Source organism: Rhodoferax sp. MLSD5-FHT05B10 (assembly GCF_058793415.1).
Map to the genome: position 1 here is coordinate 503,288 of NZ_JBXAFT010000001.1, position 20,725 is coordinate 524,012.

Sequence of the window (20,725 nt, forward strand, 5' to 3'; positions counted from 1 at the left end):
AGGAGAGCTTCGTTTTCTGAGACTGCCTCCATCCCGGTTGCGCTGGTGCAGCCGGCGTTTTCAACCGATGGAGGTTCACACCATGCGTCCCGCTCCCTTGCGGCCTGCCGCCACTGTCTCGACCGCTGCTGCGCAGCCCCAACGCTATCTCACCAACGACGAAGCCGCCGAGTACCTGCGCCTGTCGCCGCGCACGCTGGAAAAGCAGCGCGTGATCGGCGGCGGCCCGCGCTTTCGCAAGTTCGGCCGTCGCGTCATGTACGCCGTGGCCGACCTCGATGCCTGGGCTGCCGACCGCAGTTTCGAGACGACTTCCGATCCCGAATACGCCGAGCACCACTCGGCCGACAGTCGTGCGCGCTGATCGGCGGCGCGCGGCAGGCCATCGCCATGTCCAGCACTGCGCTGCCGCCCCGGCAGCGGCCGTTGCAGGAGCGCGAACAGCTCGACCTGTTCCGCGCCTTGCCCGGCGACATGGCGCCGCGCGACAGCCAGGACTTGATGGCCTATCCGTTCTTCTCGCTCGGCAAGTCCAAGCGGGTCAGGCCCATCGACTTCCGTGCGGGCAACGTGACGATCCGCGTGGAGGGAACAGCCGAGCACGGCATCGCCACGATTTGGGATGCGGACGTGCTGATATGGGCGGCCTCGCAGATCGTGGAAGCGAAGGACGCGGGCCTGCGGCCGTCGCGGCTGATGCGCGCCACGCCTTACGAGATCCTGCGCTACATCGGGCGCGGCAAGTCGCTGCGCGACTACCAGCGCCTCAAGGCCGCGCTCGACCGGCTGCAATCGACTACGGTGGCCACGTCCATCCGCGAGACGACCGGGCGGCGCCTGCACCGTTTCTCGTGGATCAACGAATGGAAGGAACTGGCCGATGCTCGCGGCACGCCGCTGGGCATCGAGCTGATCCTGCCGGACTGGTTCTATGCGGGCGTGCTCGACGCCGCCTTGGTGCTGACCATCGACCCGGCGTACTTCCGGCTGACCGGCGGCATCGAGCGGTGGCTGTACCGCCTGGTGCGCAAGCACGGCGGCAAGCAAGCATACGGCTGGCAGTTCGACTTTCGCTACCTGCACCAGAAATCCGGCAGCACTGCGAAGCCCTACGACTTCGCCTGCGACCTGCGCGCGCTGGTCGCGCGGCAGTCGCTGCCCGGCTACGTCCTGGGCATCGAGCGGATGCCGGACAGCGGCATGGAGCTGCTGACGTTCCGACCCGTGCCGCATACGGCACGGGGATAACTCCGGGAAAACTTGTGAATGGTGTCGTGCTATCAGGCGTGCGGGGTATCGTGCTATCAGGCGTGGGACTATCGTGCTATCAGGCGTGCCGATCGGCCGCAAACCCGCGCCAGCATTGGGTTTCGCGCCCCTCTAACTTCCCTAACTTAAATTCTCTAACTTTTAGTAGGGAAACGCCGCTGCGGTGGATAACCACCACGCGGCCACAAACGGCAGGCAATACCAGCCGGCAGCCGACAGGTTTTGCAGACCGATCAAAGCAAGGCTTTCCAGCATGGAGGGCCTCGTCATGATCGTCGCTCTGCTCAACCAGAAAGGCGGCGTGGGCAAGACCACGCTCGCCACGCACATCGCCGGCGAGCTTGCGATGCGCGGCCAGCACGTCGTCCTGCTGGACGCCGACCCGCAGGGTTCATCGCTGGACTGGACGCAACGCAGAAGCCAGCAGGGTTTGCCAAGGTTGTTCAGCGCCGTGGGCCTGGCACGCGAAACGCTGCATCAGGAAGCACCAGAGCTCGCCAGGCGGGCCGATCACGTCGTCATCGACGGCCCGCCACGCATCGCGGCACTGGCGCGCTCCGCGCTACTGGCGGCCGAGCGCGTGCTGATCCCCGTGCAACCCAGCCCCTACGACCTGTGGGCCAGCGCCGAGATGGTGGCGCTGATCCGCGAAGCGCAGGTGTTTCGGCCTGCGCTGCGTGCGGCCTTCATCATCAATCGGCGCATCAGTACCACCGTCATCGGGCGCGAAGCGCGCCAGGCGCTGGCCGACCAACCGCTTCCTGCGCTGCGCTCTGAAGTGCATCAACGCATCGTGTTCGCCGACAGCGTGGCCGCTGGCCGGCTTGCACGCGAGACGGCGCCGGACAGCGCCGCCGCGCGGGAAATCACCGCCCTGGTGGACGAACTGCTGCGGTGGCCGACATGACCGAGAAGCCGCCACCGAACAGCAGAAGCACGGCAAAGCGCGTCGGCATCGGCGCGCGTCCGCCCGCGAATCCGCACGCCGAGGCGTGGATTCGCCAAGGCGACGTCGATGCGCTCAACAAGGGCGACCTCTACACCGCCCGCCTGACCCTCGACATCACGCCCGCGCTGCGCGCGCGCATCAAGGTGTCGGCCTTCACGCAGGGCGTGACCGTGGCCGATCTGCTGCGCGGCCTGCTGGAGCGTGAGTTTCCAGAGCATCGCAGGGAGAACGCACCATGACCGCATCCGCTTCGCCTGCCGCTGGCGCGGCTACGGCTGCGCTCGAAGCACCTTCCGGCCAGCCTGCCAGCGCGCCGCTGACGCGCGTGGCACTGGCCTACATCGAACCGCGCTTCAAGCTCTACCTGCGCTTCGGTGAACCTGCGCGCACGCACCAGCTCGACCGCTGGCGGCGCTGCGCGGTGTTCCAGCCGGGCGCTATGTTCTGCCGCATCCGCTGGCAGGCCAACGACTACGGCACGATTCGCTGGCAGCTCATGGTGATGCAGGCTTGCACGCCGCTCGATGCGGCGCAGCGCATTTCCGGCGTGCAGCCGGGCGCGCGCCTGCTGCTGCACGCCGAGGGCGAGAATCAGGTGCGCGCCGTGCTGGAGCGCATCGACGCCATCGAGGCGCTGGGCATCGCGCCTATCGGTGCCTCGCCCGTGTACTGGCGCACGCTCGCCAACCGGCTCGCTGCGCGCTTGCCGCTGCCCGAATACACCGCCGAGCGGCACGCCGCATGGCTCATCGGGAGGGCGCTGCCATGACCGCCGTTTCGACTGCCGGCACCGCGCCGCGTCCTCGCTCGCCCCGCGCACGTTTGCGCGCTCGCATCGTGCTGGCGGGCCTGTCCGCTTGCGGCCTCGCTGCGCTGGCCTGGGCGTCCTTCGTGCATCCGCTGCCGCGCCTGATCTACAACCCGTCCGACAGCGTGGCGGTCGGCTGGTATCGCGTCGATCCGCTGGGCCACGGCACCGGCTCGCTGCCACGTCCTTTGTCTGTGGACAGCATCGTCCTGACCACGCTGCCGCCAGATGCCGCTGCGCTGGCCGCGCAGCGCGGCTACCTGCCGGCGCGCGTGCCCCTGCTCAAGCGCGTGGGCGCCGTCGCGCCGCAGGAGGTGTGTATCACTGACCGCGTTGTCCGCATCGACGGCGTGCCTTCGGCCGCCGTGCTGCCTGCTGACCGCTGGGGTCGGTCGCTGCCATCCTGGCAGCAATGCCGCCGCCTCGAACCTGGCGAACTGTTCCTCTTGAGTGTGACCAACCCGGCGTCGTTCGACAGCCGGTATTTCGGGCCGGTCAGCGCATCCGCCGTGATCGGCGTCGCGCATCCGGTCTGGCTGGAATCCCGCCCATGAAGGCCGTCGATTCGCTGCACGTCGCCGTGCATCTCATCGTGCCATCGGGCGTGTCGTTCTGCTGTTCGTCGCCGTGTCGTCGCGCGTGCAGTGCGGGTGCCAATCCTACGCATTGGGCACCGCACTTCGCGTTGCCTTCGGCGCAGCCGTCCAACGTGCAGGCGTCTTGCCTCGAACGCGCCCGGCCTGCGGCCGTGTCCGCGTTCGCCGGCGCGCTGGCTGCTCGCGCAGCAGCGCCGCCGGGCCGCCGCTGCCCGGAGCGCCAGCGAGGGGCAAAGGCGGAAGGCAAGACAAAAAGACGCGGCACCGGGCCGCGTCGAAAGCCAGTCTGCACATGGTGGTGGCGCGGCACACAGCGGCTTCGCCGCCGTGCCGCTTGTGGCGCGAGGCCCGCGCCAATGCGGGTGTGTCCGCGTGCTTTGCACGACCGGACACGCCAGAGCTTGCAGGGAGCACAGCCATGAGTGACCGCCGAGACGACGATTTCCGTATCCGCCCGAACCCTCCAAAGGCCCCGAAGAACCGGGGCCAGGGCTTCGTCTCGAAGGTGCTCAAGCAGGCGGGCAAGGCCAGCGGCGGCAAATCGGCGATGCGCCGTCCTCGCACTGGCGGCAACGGACAGCACTCCGGCCAGCGGCCCGGCTCGCGCCTCGGGCGCGGCCACACGGCGGCGCGCTTCGCGGGCGCGAAGCTCACTCCCATGTCGCGGCGCGTAACCATCAAGACGCTGCTGGTCAATCAGCGCCAGGCCAGCCCGCAGTCGCTCGCCAAGCACCTTCGCTACATCGAGCGCGATGGCGTAGGCCGCGATGGCGAGCCTGGCCAAGCCTACGGGCCACAGACCGATGCTGCCGACCTCGACGCCTTCACGGAGGGCTGCGCCGACGACCGGCACCACTTCCGCTTCGTCCTCTCGCCTGAGGATGGCGCGGAGCTGGAAGACCTGCGCACCTATACGCGGCACCTCATGGGTCGCATGGAGGCCGACCTGGGCACGGGCCTCGATTGGGTAGCCGTCAACCACTGGAACACCGACAACCCGCACACGCACATCGTCGTGCGTGGGCGCGACGACACCGGCAAAGACCTCATCATCGCGGGCGACTACATCGCCGATGGCTTCCGCCATCGCGCTGCTGAGCTGGCGACCGAATGGCTGGGGCCACGCACGGAGCTCGAAATCCAGCAGACCTTGCAGCGCGAGGTGGAACAAGAGCGGTGGACGAGCCTGGATCGCACCCTGCAACGCGAGGCCGGCGAGGACGGCCGAGTGCAGATCGAACGCTTCAACGAACCGCGGCTGCAACGCCAGCGCCTGTTGCTGATCGGCCGCCTGCAACGCTTGCAGCGCCTGGGCCTGGCCGACGAAATGCAGCCCGGTACCTGGGCTGTCCATGCCGATGCGGAAAAAACCCTGCGCGCCCTGGGCGAGCGTGGCGACATCATCCGTACCATGCAGCGGGCCATGCGCGGCGAGCCGCGCGAGCTGGCGGTGTTCGAGCCTGGCCCGAATGCCCACGGAAGCGGCCACACCATTCTCGGCCGCGTGGCCGCGAAGGGGCTGGCCGACGAGCTGCGCGACCGGGGCTATCTGGTCATCGACGGGGTGGACGGCAAGGCCCACTACGTCGCGCTCAACGCCCATGACGAGCTGGCGAACTACCCGACCGGCGCCGTGGTGGAGGTGAAGGGCTCGGCCGACGTGCGCGCGGCCGACAGCAACATCGCTGCGCTGGCGAGCGATGGCCTGTACCGCACCGACCATCACCTGGCGATTGAGCAAGGTCGGGCCGTGCCCGACCGCGATCCGCGGGAAGTCGTCGCGGCCCACGTCCGCAGGCTGGAAGCCCTGCGCCGGGCCGGCATCGTGGAGCGCGTGGCCGAGGGGCTGTGGAAGGTGCCGGACGACCTACCCGAGCAAGGCCGCCGCTACGACGCGCAGCGCCTGGGCGGCGTGGCGGTGGAGCTGAAATCGCACCTACCCATCGAACGGCAGGCCCACGTGATCGGGGCCACCTGGCTCGACCAGCAGTTGATCGGCGGCGGCTCGGGCCTGGGTGACCTGGGCTTTGGCAGCGAGGTCAAGGATGCGCTGCAAAAGCGGGCCGACTTCCTGGCCGAACAGGGTCTGGCCGAGCGGCGCGGCCAGCGCGTGATCCTTGCACGCAACCTGTTAGGCACGCTGCGCAGCCGAGAGCTGGCGCAGGCCGCGAAGGACATTGCCGCCGACACCGGCCTAGAGCATCGCCCGGTGGCCGATGGGCAGCGCGTGGCCGGTATCTACCGGCGCTCCGTCATGCTCGCCAGCGGGCGCTACGCCATGCTCGATGACGGCATGGGGTTCAGTTTGGTGCCGTGGAAGCCAGTGATCGAGCAACGACTGGGACAGCAGATCGCCGCGACGATCCGGGGTGCCGGTGTGTCGTGGGATGTAGGGCGGCGTGGACGGGGGATGTCGATCGGCTGAATCTACCCCAAGAGAAAGATCACCGCGACATCTCGGAGACATATTGCCGGATAACGCTGTCGGCGCACTTCGTGACTGGCACAGCGCTCGCGTGTCCGACTCACGGGCTCAGCAAATCATTTGGATCACCGGTGCCATCGACAGCAGCGCGCTGTGCGCGGTCGAGCAGCACCTCGCGACTCCAAGCGGCCACGGTCGCTGCTGCATCCACCACATGTGCCCAGGTGCAGCGGTTGGCGAACAGCATGCCAGGGACATCGAAGGTACCGCCGCGGCTGATGTAGCCAAGGGCGCGAGTCTTGGCGGGGCCACTGTCAATGCGGCGCAGAATGCCAAGCATGGGTTCCGGGCGAGTGTGCGTGACAATCACGCGCGGCAGGCCCGATGGGAACAGTGTGCTAACGGTTACGTCGTCATCGACGAATTCAGCTTCGATGGCATCGCGTGGAATACGCAGGCGGCCGGGTTCCAGGACGACGGTGACACAGGCGCACTTGCCCAGCTCAGCAAGGTGCTGCTGTGCCTTGATTGCCTCGTCCAACTGGTAGGCGCCCAGCGCGATGAGTTGCACCTCGGCATTGGCGGGATTGCCTATCAGATGGGCTGCGCCGTCACTGATCAGACGTTGCGCCGATTCGGCGTCGAAGCGATTCTCCACGTCGCGCTTGGAGACGATCAGGCAAGCAAGCTGGCCGCGTCCAGCATAGACGTCACGCAGTGCGGCGACGGCGGTATTGCCATCCACCGGGAACAGCACGCGCGAGGTGTCAGACATTTCGCCCAGCAGGGCTTCACCGATGGTCGGATCTTGGTGCGACTGTTCGTTCTTCGCATTCTCCCAAGTGTGCGAGGTGACGATAAGCGGCACCGACAGCCAGTCGGCTGGCCGGCCGGCCTGACGCTGGTGGCGGGCGAAGATGATTTCCTGCCGTATCAGGCCAAGCATCTTGACCGCGAAGGCCTCGTAGCTGACGACCAGATTCAGTCCGCCTTTGTTGCCGAGTGCTGCCGCAGCCACAGCTTCCTCGTTGAGCGCGGTGATGATGGCGCCGTGCAAATCCTCAGGCACACCGGCTTCGGGCTCGTTGACGCGGTGCTTGAGCAGCGCCAACGTGCCGCCCATTTTGTTGCTGGCCAATTCGTCAGGGTTGCCGATACGCATGCGCATATCGGGATTGGCCTTGGCGAATTCGACAAACCACTGATCCAGAGCCGTCATTGCACTGCCTTCGCTGCCTGGTGTCTCCCAGCATGGCTCGGGCAGTTTGGGCGCGGCGGGATGGCGATGCGCCATCGGATTCGCGCTCTCCAGCGGACGTTGTTGGGCGGCATGGCACGCGAAGGCGTCGAGTGCGGCGTTGAGTTCAACAGGCGGAACGAACAGCGCCGCCGCGCTCTCGTTGAACAGCCCGCGCATGGCGGCATCGGTGTGTGGATTGCCGCTCAGCGGCAGGTTGTGCGCGGCATTGCTGCCTGCACCGGGAAAGCCGAAGCCCTTCTCGGTCTCGGCGATCACGTAAGGCAGAGGCGCCGGATAGCGCCGATCCGGATCGGCGGCGAAGGCATGCAGCGTGTCCTCGGCTTTGATGATCGCCCAGACGATCGCGGACGGGTCGCGACCATCGACGATCACTGGATCAAAGCCGTTGTGGCGCACGTCTTCAGCCAGCCATTGCGCACCGCCTTCTTGCATGATCTGAGTACGCTGCTCGATGCGGCGGCCATTGAGAATCATCACCGGCACGGCGAAGCCGCTGTCCTGCGCGCGCCACCAGCGTGGTGCCCAGTCCGGGCCGCGCTGTTCCTCGAAGGCACCGTCGCTGAGAAAGGCAACCAGCGATTCGCCAGGCAGCGGCATGTGGATGTACTGCAGTTCGGCAAAGCCGAGGTGGCCGCCTTCGGACACGGCGCCGGCAGTGTTGGGGCCGGCATGGCTGCCCAGCGGCACAGCCGGGAGGCCCTGCGCATTGATGGCATAGGAATAGAAATCAGCGCACAGGCGCGACAGGCCTTCCTCACTGCGGTCGTAACGGCCCCGCTGCGCGGGCGAGATGTCGCCGGTGAGCGCATTGACGGCTTCGATGGCGGCGACGCAGTGGCCTTGGCCCATGATCCAGCCGCGCGTGCTGCCGGTGAGCGCGTTGGCGAGCAGGTAGCCGACGAAGGCCTGCACCATGTTCAGCGAGCCACCGGTGTGGCCTTCTGGCGTCAGCTTGAAGTCCTCCTCAGCCAGCAGCGCGCCGGACAGGTCAATGCGCTTCGCATAGGTCATGTGCGCGACCACGTTCATTGCCACGCAACCCAAGCGGTCGGCGGCAGCAAGGAAGGTGTAGGCCGTCGCCTCATCGGCAACGCGGCCATCGGCGATCAAACCGGCTACCAATGCATCTACACGTGCGACGGTCTCCTCGTGATGGACGATGGGGCCGTGGCCGGCAAACCAGCGCTGGCGAATGATGGAACCGGTGGTCATACGATTGTCCTTCTTTGGTGCCGATGAACCCTGCGTGGGACATCACCCGGCGATCATGAGTTTCTGCGTACAGCGTGCTGCGATCCATTCCTCGTTGGTGGGCTCCAACGCGACACGCACGCGGCTGCCAGTGGTGGAGATGACGGGGGCATTAATGGTGTTGGCATCGGCATCGAGCTTGATGCCGAGGAAGGCCAGGTCGCGGCAGACGCGCTCGCGCACGAAGGCGTTGTGCTCACCGACACCGGCAGTGAACACGAGCAGATCCAGGCCGCCCAGGACTGCGGTCAGCGCGCCGATCTCGCGCACGATACGGCGCACGTAGAGCGCCAGCGCGATGCGGGCGCGTTCGCCAGCCTCACCGGGATCATTCTCGTGCTTCACCACCACGCGCGGTTCGGCCGAAATCCCGGAAACACCGAGCAGGCCGGACTGGTTGTAGAGCGTGCTGCCCACTTCTTCCAGCGAAAGTCTTTCGACCTCCATCAAGTAGAGCAAAGCGCCGGGATCGAGCGAGCCCGTGCGGGTGCCCATCATCAGGCCGTCGAGCGCGGAAAAGCCCATCGTGGTGGCGACGCTTTCCAGGTTCTGCATAGCGCACAAGCTGGCCCCGCTGCCGAGGTGCGCAACAATGGTGCGGCCTCGTGCCAGATCACCATGGCGCTCGGGCAGAGTGTGGCTCATGTAGTCGTACGAAAGCCCGTGGAAACCGTAGCGGCGCAGACCACGTTCCCAGGCCGAATACGGTAGCGGCAGGATCTGCTCCACCTTCGGCATCGTCCGGTGAAACGCCGTATCAAAGCACGCCACTTGAAGAACTCCAGGCCACTGCTGGAACAACAGGCTCATGGCCTTCAGAGGAAAGGGTTGGTGCAGCGGCGCCAGAGGGATCAAGGCTCGCAGGTTCGCGATGGTGTCGGCGGTCACCACGGTGGGTTCGAAGTACCTGCAGCCACCATGGACGACACGGTGTGCAATAGCCACGATGTGGCAGCCGTCAAGTCGGGCCGCGACGCGTGCTTGAATCAACGCGAGGGCGGCAGTGTGAGGATGTTCGTGATCCAGGTTGATGAGCTGCGTCGCAGTCACGCTGTCGCTGTACTCAGGTGCAGGACCGGCTATTCCTTGCACTTTGCCCTGCCACAGTGGCTTGCGCGGCAACGGGTCTGCCTGCGCATCGAACAAGGCGAACTTGATGCTCGATGAGCCGCAGTTGAGAACCAGGATGAGGCTCGGCTGCGGGGTGCTCATCGTGATGATTTTGATCGTGATGGCATATGCGAACTGGCCTCGGACCAATATCTATCAGCGTTTCCCATAGAACTGCTCCACGAACGATTGCCGGAAGCTTTGGTGGCAGGCCAGGCAGTTTTGCTGCGTTTTGGAAAACGCTGTAATCACGGCCTGGCCATCGCCCCGCTTCGCGGCATCCCCCATGGCGGTCGCGGCGTCGTGGACGTGGCCATCGAAGTCTCGAAACTTTCCAGCGTCAGTGCCAAGCCAGCCGAGGATGCGCATCTTTTCCGAAAGGGGCGGTTCGGCGTGCTTGGCGATTTTTGGCGCCAACTCGGCGACCAGCGCCCATTCTTCCTTGGAAATCGCGCCAGTGACGGCTTGCATGTCACGGCCAAGCTTCTCCATGACGGTGCGCAGTGCCATTGGTTTCGTGGCCTCTACGGACTGTGCGCCAAGTCCTGTTGCGGTAATGGCCAAGGCCACGGACAAGGCGACTGTGAAAAGCGAGCGGGTGTTCAAGGGGTGGCTCACGGGATTCTCCATGGGGGTCGTTGATGAATGTTTTGCAAACGGGCTGATGGTGGCTGGCATGCTCAAAATTCGATGCTCAGGGCAATCGATCCGAAGGCGTGGCGGCCGATCTGCTGGTCGAACTCGCGGGTTCTCCAGACGCGCATGACTGCAAGCCGCACGCCGTGCCCGGCAACAATCCATTGGCTGCTGATGCCGATGGCCGCCTGAACGACCCAGGGCCGACGGCTGACGTGGTGACTGTGGCGAAACAGGTTTCCGTCGAGCGAGAAGTCCCAGGCGACCGCCTTGGCCTCGAGGTTCAGGAAGACATGCGCGCCAGGTTTGGGCGCCAAGGCCGATTGCGGTGTTGTCGTGCGCAAATCGGCAACCGCTGAAGGTGGCCGGTTTTCCGCGCCAGGGCGGATTGGATAGCTGCCGAAGTCGTTCGGAATGTTCCAGCCGGCCCGCCATTCCAAGCCGGTGCTGGCCGCGGTTTCAATGTTTCCGATCCGCAGGGCATAGCTGCCGATCACGTCGCTGTCCCATCCTGGCTGGACGGCACCCTCCGTGTACGACTTGAACTTGCGCTCCATGGCCATCTGGAACGCAGGCTCGTTGCGCAACTGGTTGTCCCAGCCGCGAAATCGCTCGATGCCACGCACCCGATGCACCAGATCCTGCGACTTCTCTGCCAGCGACCAGGGGCCGATCACGCCCAGGGTTAGTTCGCGTACGTCCAGCATTTCATAGCTGGCAGCCTGTGGGTGGATTCGGCGATTCCACGCCAGGCCCAGGTAGAGCAGGCCAGCGTACGGCCGATCGTCGGCAATCAGATCGGTACGCGTCTTGTCCTCGGGTGTGTACATAGACTGGCCAAAGCGAACGACAAGGTTTTGCGACGATGCCTGGGCGCCGGAGTCTCGCCAGAACTCGGGATCAGCCCAACCGATGAAACGGGCGTACCAACCGATCGGCCGGGGCAGGCACTCCGGGCGGAGCGCACCTTGCAGATCGCGCGACACCAAGGTCAACGCCACCCCATTGGTGTAGTTGCGGTCGGTGCCGGTGAACAAATCGTTCTCCAGGCGCAAGGTCCCGCCCCTCCAGCGCAGGGATTGCTCGGGCGGACAGTGGGAAAGATCAATCGAGAGCGGGAGTTCCGCGCTGCGGGCAGCGTTGGAACCGAGCGCCGCGCCGACAAGCAGCAACGCGGTGGCGGCCCATATCGGCCGCGGCGTCTTGGTGCCGCGCAGGCGCGCATTCTGCTTGCCCATCCGCATCACGCTGGCCCGCCATCCACTGCCCGATCGACGTAAAAGCGTTCGAGGGCGTCGATGATTTCCTCGGCTTCGTCCACGCAGGTGAACAAGTCGAGATCCGATGGTGATACATAGCCTTCGTCGAGCAGAAGATCAAAATCGACGGCGCGGCGCCAGAATGCGCGCCCCGCAAGAATCACCGGAATCCGCTTCATCTTGCCGGACTGGATCAAGGTCAGCACCTCGAACAGCTCATCAAGCGTTCCATAGCCGCCGGGGAAGGCCACCAAACCTTTTGCGTGCAGCAGGAAATGCATCTTGCGCACCGCGAAATAGTGAAACCGGAACGCCAGCTCCGGACACATATAAGGGTTCGGCGCTTGTTCGTGCGGCAGCGTGATGTTGAGGCCGATCGAGCGTGCGCCAGCCTCGAAGGCACCACGGTTGGCCGCCTCCATGATGCCCGGCCCGCCGCCAGTGACGACGACGAAGTCACGGCGGTTCTGCTGCTGAAATCGTGCCGAGATCAGGCTTGCGAAGCGTCGCGCCTGCTCATAGTGGCGCGCTTGATCCACCCGGCGTCGGGCCTGGGCGAGTTCCCGCGCCAGCTTGGCATCGGACGGCGCGGCGCGTGTCTGTCGCTCCAGCGTGTCGCGGCGCGCAGCCGCGGTTTCGGCGTCGCTTACGCGGGCACTGCCGAAGACCACCACCGTCGAATGGATCCCTTGTTCGTGCAGGATGCGTTCGGGCTTGAGCAGTTCGAGCTGCAGCCGCAATGGCCGCAGTTCTTCCTGGCCAAGCAAGTCGATGTCCTCGTATGCGAGGCGGTAAGTGGGTGAATCGAGGATGGCGCGCAGGCGCTCGTCAGGATTTGCCGACGGGGTCATCGCTCGACCGCCAGAAAATCCGGCCAGCGCAGCACATGACCATATTCGGGCACCGTAACCTGCCAGCCGAGTTGCTGTTGCAAGAGTTCGGCGAAGGCCTGCGCGGCGGACAGTTCCCCATGCACCACGAAGGTTTGCGCCGGGGGTTGAACAAAACCCCGAGCCCAATCCAGCAACGCCTTCTGGTCGGCATGCGCGGAGAGGCCGTCCACGCTGTGGATCGCCGCACGTACCGGGATGTCCTCACCGAAGATGCGTACACGTTCGGCACCCTCGATCAGGCGCCGACCAAGCGTCCCCTGCGCCTGAAAACCGGGAAACAAGATGCTGCATTCCCGGCGCGGCAAGTTGTGGCGCAGGTGGTGCCGGATACGCCCCGCATCGCACATGCCGCTGGCAGAAATGATGATGGCCCCGGAGCGGATCCGGTTCAGCGCCATGGACTCCTCAGCGCTCGCTGTGAAACTCAGGTATGGGAGGTTCTCGCCGCGCGCGTGCCATCCTGCCAACCGTTTCGCCTGTTCGTCGAACAATTCGAGATGTTCTCGCGTGATGCGCGTGGCCTGCGTGGCCATTGGCGAATCGACGAATACCTTCGGTTGCCGCAGCCGCCCCTCGCAGGTGAGTCGGTGCAGGTGATAAAGGATTTCCTGGGTTCGGCCGACCGCGAAGGCCGGCACGATGACATTGCCGCCGCGTTCGAACAATGTCTTTTCGACGATGCCGATCATTTCCTCTTCGGTCGCCGAGAAATCCTTGTGCTGGCGGTTGCCGTAGGTGGACTCGATGACGAGGATGTCGGCGTCCTCGATGGTTGTCGGGTCGCGCAGTATCGGGCGCGCCGGTTGGCCGAGGTCGCCACTGAAAACGAGCTTTGTCGGGTAGCCATATTCGGTGACCCAGACCTCGATGATGGCCGACCCAAGAATGTGCCCGGCATCGCGGAAACGGGCGCGCACCCCGACGCGGGGCGCGAACTCCCGGTCGTATTCGATGCCTCGCACCTGCTGCAAGCAGTCGCTGGCATCCTGCAGCGTATACAGAGGCGGCAGTGCGTCCTTTCCGCGGAGTCGCTGCGCATTGCGTTTTGCATCGCTCTCCTGGATGTGGGCACTGTCGGGCAGCATCACGCCCAGCAGATCAACCGTGGCGGGAGTGGCGTAGATGGCCCCCTTGAACCCGGCGCGCGTGAGTTTTGGCAATAGCCCACTATGGTCGATATGGGCATGGGTCAGGAGCACGAAATCAATCGACGCCGGGTCGAACGGGAATGGCTCATGGTTGCGGGCCGCCGCCGTGCGGCCGCCCTGAACCATGCCGCAATCCACCAGGAAGCGTACGTTGAGCCCTTCCACCAAGAAACACGACCCGGTGACTTCGCGCGCAGCGCCCAGAAAATGCAGTTTCATGGGATGCTCACTCCGGTTTTTTCTTTTGTATCGGGCAAGTGCTCAGGCCAAGCAGACGGTAGCCCGGACAGCGGCCAGCCAGGCCGGTGATGAGGGGCATGATTCCGATGAGTCCCAGCCAACGCCAGGATGAATCCAGCCACAGCGGGAGGCTGAGCAGAACCAGTCCGACGACGATGCGGACAATGCGGTCGAGACTTCCGACGTTGATTTGCATGACGGTCTCCTTGTGTTGAGTCAACGGCTTGAAAACGCGAGGGGGGCGGTAGCGCCACGAAGCGAATGGGTTGCGGTCGGTGCCGCCGTGGATACGTCCCAGCCACCACCAAGGGCCTTGTACAGCGCCACCAATTGCACGGCGGCGTTGGTATGTGCCCGCGCGGCTGCGGTTTCGGCCTCGTGCAGGCTGCGCTGGGCGGCCAGCAGTTCGACCAGCGCGATGTCGCCTGCCGCGTAGCGCGTCCTGGCGTGGCCGTAGCTGGTGCGCGCCGCATCCAGTGACATGCCGCGGCGCGCCAAAGTATCCAGCCCGCCGTGGTAGTCGACCAGCGCGCGTTCGGCGTCGCCCAGCGCCGCTAACACGGCCTGCTCATAGGCCAGCGCGGCCTGGCGCTCGGCGGCCTCGCGTGCCCGAATTTCGGCTCGCACGCGGCCGCCGTCGAACAGGCGCCAGGAAATCAGCGGCAGGATGGAGAAGCGCGCACTGGAGGCATCGAACCAATCGCCCGTACTGAGCGCTTGGAACCCGCCACCCACACCGATGGAGAGTTTGGGAAACAGCTCGGCCGTGGCCACGCCGATGTCGGCGGAACTTGCCGCCAGGCGTCGTTCTGCGGCCAGCACGTCGGGGCGTCGGCGCAGCATGTCGGCGCGCTCGCCCACCGGCAGCGCCCGCAGCGTGCTCGGCGCCAAGGGGCCATCAAGCAGTGCCAACTCCCGCTCCGGCGGTGCGCCCAGCAGCACGCCCAGGCTGAGCACCGCGGCGCGCTGGCGCGCCTCGATATCCGGGATGAGCGCGTTGACTGCCGTCCATTGGGCGTACGCTGCCTCTACATCGGCGGCCGACGCGTCGCCCAGCGCATGCCGCAGGCGCACCAACTCCCAAGTCTGCTGCAGCGTGTCCAGCGTGGCCTGTTGTGCGTGCAACTCATAGCGGGCGCCGACGGCGTTGAACCAGGTGCGCGCGACCTCGGCCACGATGCGCATGCGTACGCCCTGTGCCTCGGCTTCGGTCGCCTGCAGGCGGGCGCTGGCGCCTTCCAGGGCGCGCCGCTTGGCCCCGAACAAGTCGGCCTCCCAGGCCGCGTCGAAGCCCGCGTCGTAGATGGTCTGCGTGGCGTCAAGACCGGGGATGGAGCCTACGGGCAAAGGGCCGTTCTCGCTTTGACGGCGCCGGTTGACGCTCGCGCCAGCGGCGGCGGTGGGCAATGCTTCGCCGGCCACACGATCGCGCAGGGCGCGCGCCTCATCGATGCGTGCCGCAGCCTGGCGCAGATCCAGGTTCTGTGCCAGCGCCGTGACCATCAGGCGATCGAGGACGGGATCATCCAGTGCAGACCACCATTGGCTTAAGTCTGCGGATTGGGATGCGCTTGCCAACGGCAGAGTCCAGCCGCTGCCGATGTCGACCGGCGGTGGCTCGCGGTAGTCGGGGCCCACGGTTGCGCAGGCAGTCAGCAGCACGCAGGACAGTGCCAGCGCGAGGGGACGTACGCGCCCAGGGGTCAGGCCGGTGGCGGTTGCGCGAAGAAAGGGTGTGCGGGTCTTGGATTTCATTGCAGGCGTCCTCGGACGAATACGGTGGCCATGGTCAACGTGGCGAGGGAGATGACCGCCAGCGGCCACAGGCTGGCGAGAATGTCACCGGTCGGCATGGCCTTGAGAAAGCTGCCTTCGACGATGATCAGGAAGTGGGTCAGCGGAATGGCCTGAGCCAGCCATTGCAGGACGACGGGCATGTTTTCCACAGGCGTGGCAAAGCCGGACATCAGCACCGCCGGAATACCGACGGCGAACGCGCCCAGGATGGCCTGCTGCTGGGTCATGCTGACGGCGGAAATCATCAGGCCGATGCCAACCACTGAGGCGATGAACAGCACCAGGCTGGCAAGCAGCAGCGCGAACGAGCCCGTGAACGGGATGCCGAACAGGAAGACGCCCGCGCTGATCATGAACAGGCCCAGTAGCGTGCCGATGGCCAGCGCCGGCAGGGACTTGGAAATGATGATTTCCGGCGTCGAGGTGGGCGACACCAGCAACTGGTCGAAGGTGCCGAGCTCGCGTTCGCGCGCTATCGATAACGAGGTGATCATCAACGAACTGAACAGCGCCAGGATGCCCGTGAGGCCGGGCACGATGTACCAGCGATAGACCAGGTTCGGATTGAACCAGTGGCGCACGACGACCGGCGTCGGCGCTTGCGCGTCGGGCACGACCTCAGCGCCGACCTCAGCAGCGATAGTGGACAGATAGGCCACAGTGATTTGGCCCGAGTTGCTGCGCCGGCCATCGACCAGCACCTGCGCGCGGCCGCTGTCACCGGCGGCGATGGCGCGCGAGAAATCGACGGGAATAGCGAGCGCGGCGATCACCTCGCCGCGGTCGATCAGTTCGTGCAGCTGCAGCTGGCTGTCGACATGCCGGACGTGGGTGATGAAGCGGGCACTGTCGAGGCGCTGCACCAGTTCGTGTGACCAACGCCCGGCGTCCTGGTTGTAGACGGCAATGTCGACGTTGCGCACCTCCAGCGTCGCGGCAAAGGCGAAGACCAGCAGTTGCAGGATGGGCGGCGCGAACACCACCATGCGGCTGCGCGGGTCGCGCAGCACGCTGAGCACTTCCTTGATGAACTGGGCGCGCAGGCGGGTGAACGAGAATGCAGCGAAGAACATCGGTTCACTCCAGGTTTTTGCGCGTGGCGCGCTTGGCGATCACGAAGAACAGCGCACCGATCGCCGCCATGGCCGCCAGGTTGGGCAGGAAGACGGCCCAGATGTCGCCGGCCAGGAACACTGTCTTGAGCGAATCGACGAAGTAGCGCGCCGGAACCGCCCGGGTGATGGCCCGGATCGGTGCGGGCATCGCGTCGATCTCGTACAGGAAGCCCGACAGCATGAAAGCCGGCAGGAAGCCCGAGAACAGCGCGATCTGCGCCGCCAGGAACTGGTTGCGCGCCAGTGACGAGATCAGCAGACCCTGGCCCAGCGCCGGCACCATGAACACCGCCGACAGCAGCAGCAGCGCTGCCAGCGAGCCCCGCATCGGCACGCCGAACACGAACACCGCCAGCGCCGCGGCGCCAAGCGTGGACAGCATGCCGAGCACGAAGTACGGCAGCAGCTTGCCGATCAGGATTTCGGCCACCGAGGCCGGTGTGGACAGCACCGCCTCCATGGTTCCGCGCTCCCATTCGCGCGCCACCACCAGCGCCGTTAGCATGGTGCCGATGATGGTCATGACGATGGCGATGGCTCCGGGAATCAGCGCTTGACGGCTTTCCAGCTCAGGGTTGAACCAGTAGCGCGGCTCCAGCACTACGGCCTGCGGCGGCGCCGCGACATCGAGCCCGGCGCGCCAGGTCTGGACCACGCCGCGCGCATAGTTCTCGACGTAGTTCGCGGTGTTGGGGTAGGAGCCGTCGGTGATGATCTGCACCAGCGGTTCGCTGCCACGCTGCGCCAGGCGCTGCTCGAAGTCCTGCGGGATCACCACGTAGCCGCGCAGGTCGCCGGAGATCAGTTGATCGGCCACTTCGCGCCGGTCATGGGCGAAATAGGCATCCAGGAAGCGCGTACCGGCAAAGGCCGCCGCAAGCTCTTGCGCCGCAGCGCCGGGCGACTCCAGCACCACGCCGACACGGACATTCTTCGCATCCAGCGACACCGCATACGCGAACAGCAGCAGCAACACCACAGGCAGCACGAACGCAATCAGCAGCGTCGAGGGATCGCGCAGCGCCTGGTAGCTTTCCTTGGTGACCAGAGCGATGAGGCGCCGCAGGTCGAAACGGCGCAAATCAGCCTGCGCGGTGCTATCCGCATCTTTGTGAGGTGCAGCGACGCTCATTTGGCGACCTCCATTTCACGTTCGGCGGACTCCACCAGATGAATGAAGGCATCCTCCATGGTCGGATCAGGACGTTCCGAACTGATGGCGATCCGCTTGAGTGCGTCGGGCGTGTCCAGCGCAATCAGGCGCGCGCGCGACAGCATGGCCACGCGGTCGCAATACTCGGCCTCGTCCATGAAGTGGGTGGTGACCATGATGGTCACGCCCTTTCGCGCCAGGCCGTTGATGTGGGTCCAGAATTCGCGCCGGGTGATGGGATCTACCCCTGAAGTGGGTTCGTCCAGAAACAGCACCGGGGGCCTGTGCATCAGCGAGCAGGCCAATGCCAAGCGTTGCTTGTGCCCCAGCGGCAGGGAATCGGGTGTCGAGGACAGCCAGCCGCCCAGATCAAAGGTGGCGATCATTTCCTCGATGCGTTCGCGCCGGGTTTCACCTTCCAGCCCGTAGACGCCGGCCGAAAATTCCAGGTTCTGCCGCACCGAAAGCAGGCCGTAGAGTGAGAACTTCTGCGCCATGTAGCCGAGTCGGCTCTTGGCTGCGCCGGTGGCGCGGCGCAGATCGTGCCCCACCACTTGCGCCTCGCCCGCAGTGGGCTTGAGCAGGCCGCACAGCATCTTGAAGGTAGTGGATTTGCCGGCGCCATTGGGCCCAAGCAGGCCGAAGATTTCACCCTTTTGCACTTCGAAGCTGACGTTGTCGGTGGCCGTGAATTCGCCGAAGCGCTTGGTGAGATTGCGGCAAGACACCGCAATGTCGGAACCCAGCTCGACCGGCGACAGGCGCTCGGCGAGCTGCGATGTACCGCCGGGGCCGCCGCCGAGAAGATCGATGAAGGCGTCTTCGAAGCGGGCCGGCACTTGGGCCAGGCGCACTTGGGCCTGATCCGCCAGCTGTTGTACGTCCTGCACGGTCGCGCCCTCGCGCAGCACCACGCGGACACCAGCGCCCTGAATCACACCATCGCTGACGCTGGGCAAATCCAGGACTTTCGTCAGGACTGCTCGGCGTTCGGTGCCGACATCTTCGAGACGGAAGCTCCGGCCTTTGAGCTGCGCGGTCAGCTCTTGCGGTGGGCCGTCGAAGAGCAACTGGCCTTCGTTGAGCAGAAGCACGCTTTCGCAACGCTCGGCCTCGTCCAGATAGGCGGTGGACCAGACCACCGCCATGCCCTCATCGGTCAGGGCCTGCACCATGCGCCACAAATCCTGGCGGCTGACCGGGTCCACCCCGACTCCAGGCTCGTCCAGCAGCAGCACCTTGGGTCGCGCCATGAGCGCACAGGCAAGGCCGAGCTTTTGTTTCATGCCGCCGGAGAGCTTGCCGGCCAGGCGCTTGGTGAAGGGCGCGAGGCGCGTGAAATCCAGCAATTCGGCGAACAGCGCGGCGTTGCGATCCGCATCCATGCCGCGCAACTGCGCATACAGCCGCATGTTCTCCATCACCGACAGGTCTTCGTACAGGCCGAAGCGCTGCGGCATGTAGCCGCTGGCGACGTGGATCGCGTCGTTGTCCTTGACCACGTCGAAGCCGGCCAGAGTGACACGGCCAGCATTGGGCACCAGGAGCCCGGTCAGAATCCGCATCAGCGTCGTCTTACCGGCGCCATCGGGGCCGACCAGTCCCGTCAGCCGCCCATAGTGGATGCGTGCGCTCAAGCTCCGCAGGGCCTTTACGTCGCCAAAATGCTTGTTCAGGCCTTCGATGACGACGGCGGCGTTATCGGCGCTGGCGCTTGTAGGCGTGGTGGCCATGGCCGTGTTCGCCTGCATCTCAACGCTCCCCCACGCGCGCGCCAGAGACTGGTTTGGCATCGACCGCTATCGTCACCGGCATGCCCTGGCGCAAGGCGGCGTCGGCATCGGCTTCGTCGATGACGATGCGCAGGCGATAGACCAGATCCGTGCGCAAGTCCGTTGTCTCCACCGTCTTGGGCGTGAACTCGGCGCGCGGCGAGATGAAGCCGATCTGGCCGCGATAGACCTTCTCCGAAGAATCGCTCTTGACGCGCACCGCCGTGCCGGGCGCGATGCGCCCCAGATCCGGCTCACCCACGTAGGCGCGCACATACACAGGCTTATCCAGACTCAGGCTGTAGACCGTGCTCTGGCTCGCGACCATGCTGCCGGGTTCGCGCACCCGCGCGATGACGGTTCCGTCGCTGGGCGACGTCAATTCGGTGTCCGCCAGGGACGTAGTGGCTTGCGCTGCTGCTGCCTGCGCGGCCGCCAGACGAGCCTCTGCCGCGGCGATGTCCTCTTTGCGAAAACCTTCGATTGCTTGCGACAAGGCGGCCTTGGCTGCTTCGGCGCCCGCGGCGGCCTGATCCCTTGCGGTGCGGGCGGCATCGACCGTACGCTGGCTGCTGGCGCCCGATGCCAGCAGGCCGCTCTGGCGCTGAAGATTGCGCTCGGCCTCGGTGACGAGCGCCTGAGCTTTCTTAAGCGCCTCGCGCGCCTGGGTGATCTCCTGCGGCCGCAGGCCACGGCGCAGCTTGGCCAGTTCCGCCTGCGCCACCTGCACCTGGGCCTGTGCCGCCACAAGGGCGTCCCGATACGGTTGCGCGTCGAGCGCGGCCAGGCGCGCGCCGGCGCGGACGGCATCACCCTCATCGAAAGCCATCTGCATCACGCGCCCGGGCTGGCGGAAGGCCAGTTGCACCTCGCGGATGTCTACGTTGCCGTAGAGGCGCAACGCATCTTCCTTGTTACGGTCGCGCGATAGCCAGAACGCCAGTGCGCCGCCAAGAGCGATCACGACGACAGCGATCACGGCCCAACGAATTTTTTTGATGGAGAGGTTTGGAGTGGTCATTGAAGGGTTTCCGCTAGATAAA

The 20,725-nt window shown here is 65.6% G+C and carries 19 protein-coding genes; 7 read left to right on the forward strand and 12 right to left on the reverse strand.

Going from position 1 to position 20,725, the window contains the following annotated elements; translation table 11 throughout:
• Positions 1-82: 82 nt before the first annotated feature.
• The 7 genes from AC1Q5W_RS02400 (at position 83) to AC1Q5W_RS02430 (ending at position 6,047) form a co-directional block, all read left to right on the forward strand.
• Entirely contained in the window at positions 83-364 is a 282-nt protein-coding gene (locus AC1Q5W_RS02400; protein WP_003107109.1) for a helix-turn-helix transcriptional regulator, read from the forward strand.
• A gap of 26 nt (positions 365-390) precedes the next feature.
• Positions 391-1,248, forward strand: coding sequence for a replication initiator protein A (locus AC1Q5W_RS02405; protein ID WP_043566978.1), 858 nt, complete (start codon positions 391-393; stop codon positions 1,246-1,248).
• 289 nt (positions 1,249-1,537) lie between these two features.
• A complete protein-coding gene (gene parA / locus AC1Q5W_RS02410; protein WP_073665910.1) occupies positions 1,538-2,176 on the forward strand; it encodes a ParA family partition ATPase in 639 nt (212 codons plus the stop codon).
• On the forward strand, positions 2,173-2,457 hold the full coding sequence (locus tag AC1Q5W_RS02415; protein ID WP_031346928.1) for a hypothetical protein: 285 nt from the start codon (positions 2,173-2,175) through the stop codon (positions 2,455-2,457). Before parA ends, AC1Q5W_RS02415 begins: the two co-directional genes overlap by 4 nt.
• A complete protein-coding gene (locus tag AC1Q5W_RS02420; protein ID WP_113931813.1) occupies positions 2,454-2,987 on the forward strand; it encodes a DUF2840 domain-containing protein in 534 nt (177 codons plus the stop codon). Before AC1Q5W_RS02415 ends, AC1Q5W_RS02420 begins: the two co-directional genes overlap by 4 nt.
• Entirely contained in the window at positions 2,984-3,580 is a 597-nt protein-coding gene (locus AC1Q5W_RS02425) for a S26 family signal peptidase (RefSeq protein WP_113931812.1), read from the forward strand. The genes AC1Q5W_RS02420 and AC1Q5W_RS02425 overlap by 4 nt, the downstream gene beginning before the upstream one ends.
• A 460-nt stretch (positions 3,581-4,040) precedes the next feature.
• Positions 4,041-6,047 (forward strand): relaxase/mobilization nuclease domain-containing protein, encoded by a 2,007-nt coding sequence (locus tag AC1Q5W_RS02430; RefSeq protein ID WP_492643044.1) that lies wholly within the window; start codon positions 4,041-4,043, stop codon positions 6,045-6,047.
• A 100-nt stretch (positions 6,048-6,147) separates the two neighbouring features.
• On the opposite strand, the gene AC1Q5W_RS02435 is transcribed toward AC1Q5W_RS02430, so the two are convergent.
• From AC1Q5W_RS02435 to hlyD, 12 genes are read right to left on the reverse strand one after another with little or no spacing between them, the layout of a single operon-like run.
• The gene (locus tag AC1Q5W_RS02435) at positions 6,148-8,520 is read right to left on the reverse strand and encodes a phosphoketolase family protein (protein ID WP_492643045.1); all 2,373 of its coding nucleotides are present in this window, start codon (positions 8,518-8,520) and stop codon (positions 6,148-6,150) included.
• A 42-nt stretch (positions 8,521-8,562) separates the two neighbouring features.
• Positions 8,563-9,771 (reverse strand): acetate/propionate family kinase, encoded by a 1,209-nt coding sequence (locus AC1Q5W_RS02440; RefSeq protein ID WP_492643046.1) that lies wholly within the window; start codon positions 9,769-9,771, stop codon positions 8,563-8,565.
• Positions 9,772-9,825: 54 nt separating this feature from the next.
• On the reverse strand, positions 9,826-10,299 hold the full coding sequence (locus AC1Q5W_RS02445; RefSeq protein WP_319005940.1) for a cytochrome c: 474 nt from the start codon (positions 10,297-10,299) through the stop codon (positions 9,826-9,828).
• Between the two features lie 50 nt (positions 10,300-10,349).
• Entirely contained in the window at positions 10,350-11,543 is a 1,194-nt protein-coding gene (locus tag AC1Q5W_RS02450) for a lipid A deacylase LpxR family protein (RefSeq protein WP_226466839.1), read from the reverse strand.
• Positions 11,544-11,548: 5 nt separating this feature from the next.
• On the reverse strand, positions 11,549-12,415 hold the full coding sequence (locus AC1Q5W_RS02455) for an LOG family protein (protein WP_226466837.1): 867 nt from the start codon (positions 12,413-12,415) through the stop codon (positions 11,549-11,551).
• On the reverse strand, positions 12,412-13,824 hold the full coding sequence (locus AC1Q5W_RS02460; RefSeq protein WP_028840143.1) for an MBL fold metallo-hydrolase RNA specificity domain-containing protein: 1,413 nt from the start codon (positions 13,822-13,824) through the stop codon (positions 12,412-12,414). Before AC1Q5W_RS02460 ends, AC1Q5W_RS02455 begins: the two co-directional genes overlap by 4 nt.
• Before the next feature lie 7 nt (positions 13,825-13,831).
• Positions 13,832-14,041, reverse strand: coding sequence for a YgaP family membrane protein (locus AC1Q5W_RS02465; RefSeq protein ID WP_017244801.1), 210 nt, complete (start codon positions 14,039-14,041; stop codon positions 13,832-13,834).
• 20 nt (positions 14,042-14,061) lie between these two features.
• Positions 14,062-15,600, reverse strand: coding sequence for an efflux transporter outer membrane subunit (locus tag AC1Q5W_RS02470; protein WP_028840144.1), 1,539 nt, complete (start codon positions 15,598-15,600; stop codon positions 14,062-14,064).
• Positions 15,597-16,715, reverse strand: coding sequence for an ABC transporter permease (locus AC1Q5W_RS02475; RefSeq protein ID WP_028840145.1), 1,119 nt, complete (start codon positions 16,713-16,715; stop codon positions 15,597-15,599). The genes AC1Q5W_RS02470 and AC1Q5W_RS02475 overlap by 4 nt, the downstream gene beginning before the upstream one ends.
• Before the next feature lie 4 nt (positions 16,716-16,719).
• Complete coding sequence (locus AC1Q5W_RS02480; RefSeq protein WP_492643047.1) at positions 16,720-17,889, reverse strand: ABC transporter permease; 1,170 nt, start codon at positions 17,887-17,889, stop codon at positions 16,720-16,722.
• Positions 17,886-19,661 carry an ATP-binding cassette domain-containing protein gene (locus AC1Q5W_RS02485; protein ID WP_021249550.1) on the reverse strand — a complete coding sequence of 592 codons (1,776 nt, stop codon included), beginning with the start codon at positions 19,659-19,661 and terminating at the stop codon, positions 17,886-17,888. The genes AC1Q5W_RS02480 and AC1Q5W_RS02485 overlap by 4 nt, the downstream gene beginning before the upstream one ends.
• A 1-nt stretch (position 19,662) precedes the next feature.
• The gene (gene hlyD / locus AC1Q5W_RS02490; RefSeq protein WP_021249551.1) at positions 19,663-20,703 is read right to left on the reverse strand and encodes a secretion protein HlyD; all 1,041 of its coding nucleotides are present in this window, start codon (positions 20,701-20,703) and stop codon (positions 19,663-19,665) included.
• Positions 20,704-20,725: the final 22 nt, after the last annotated feature.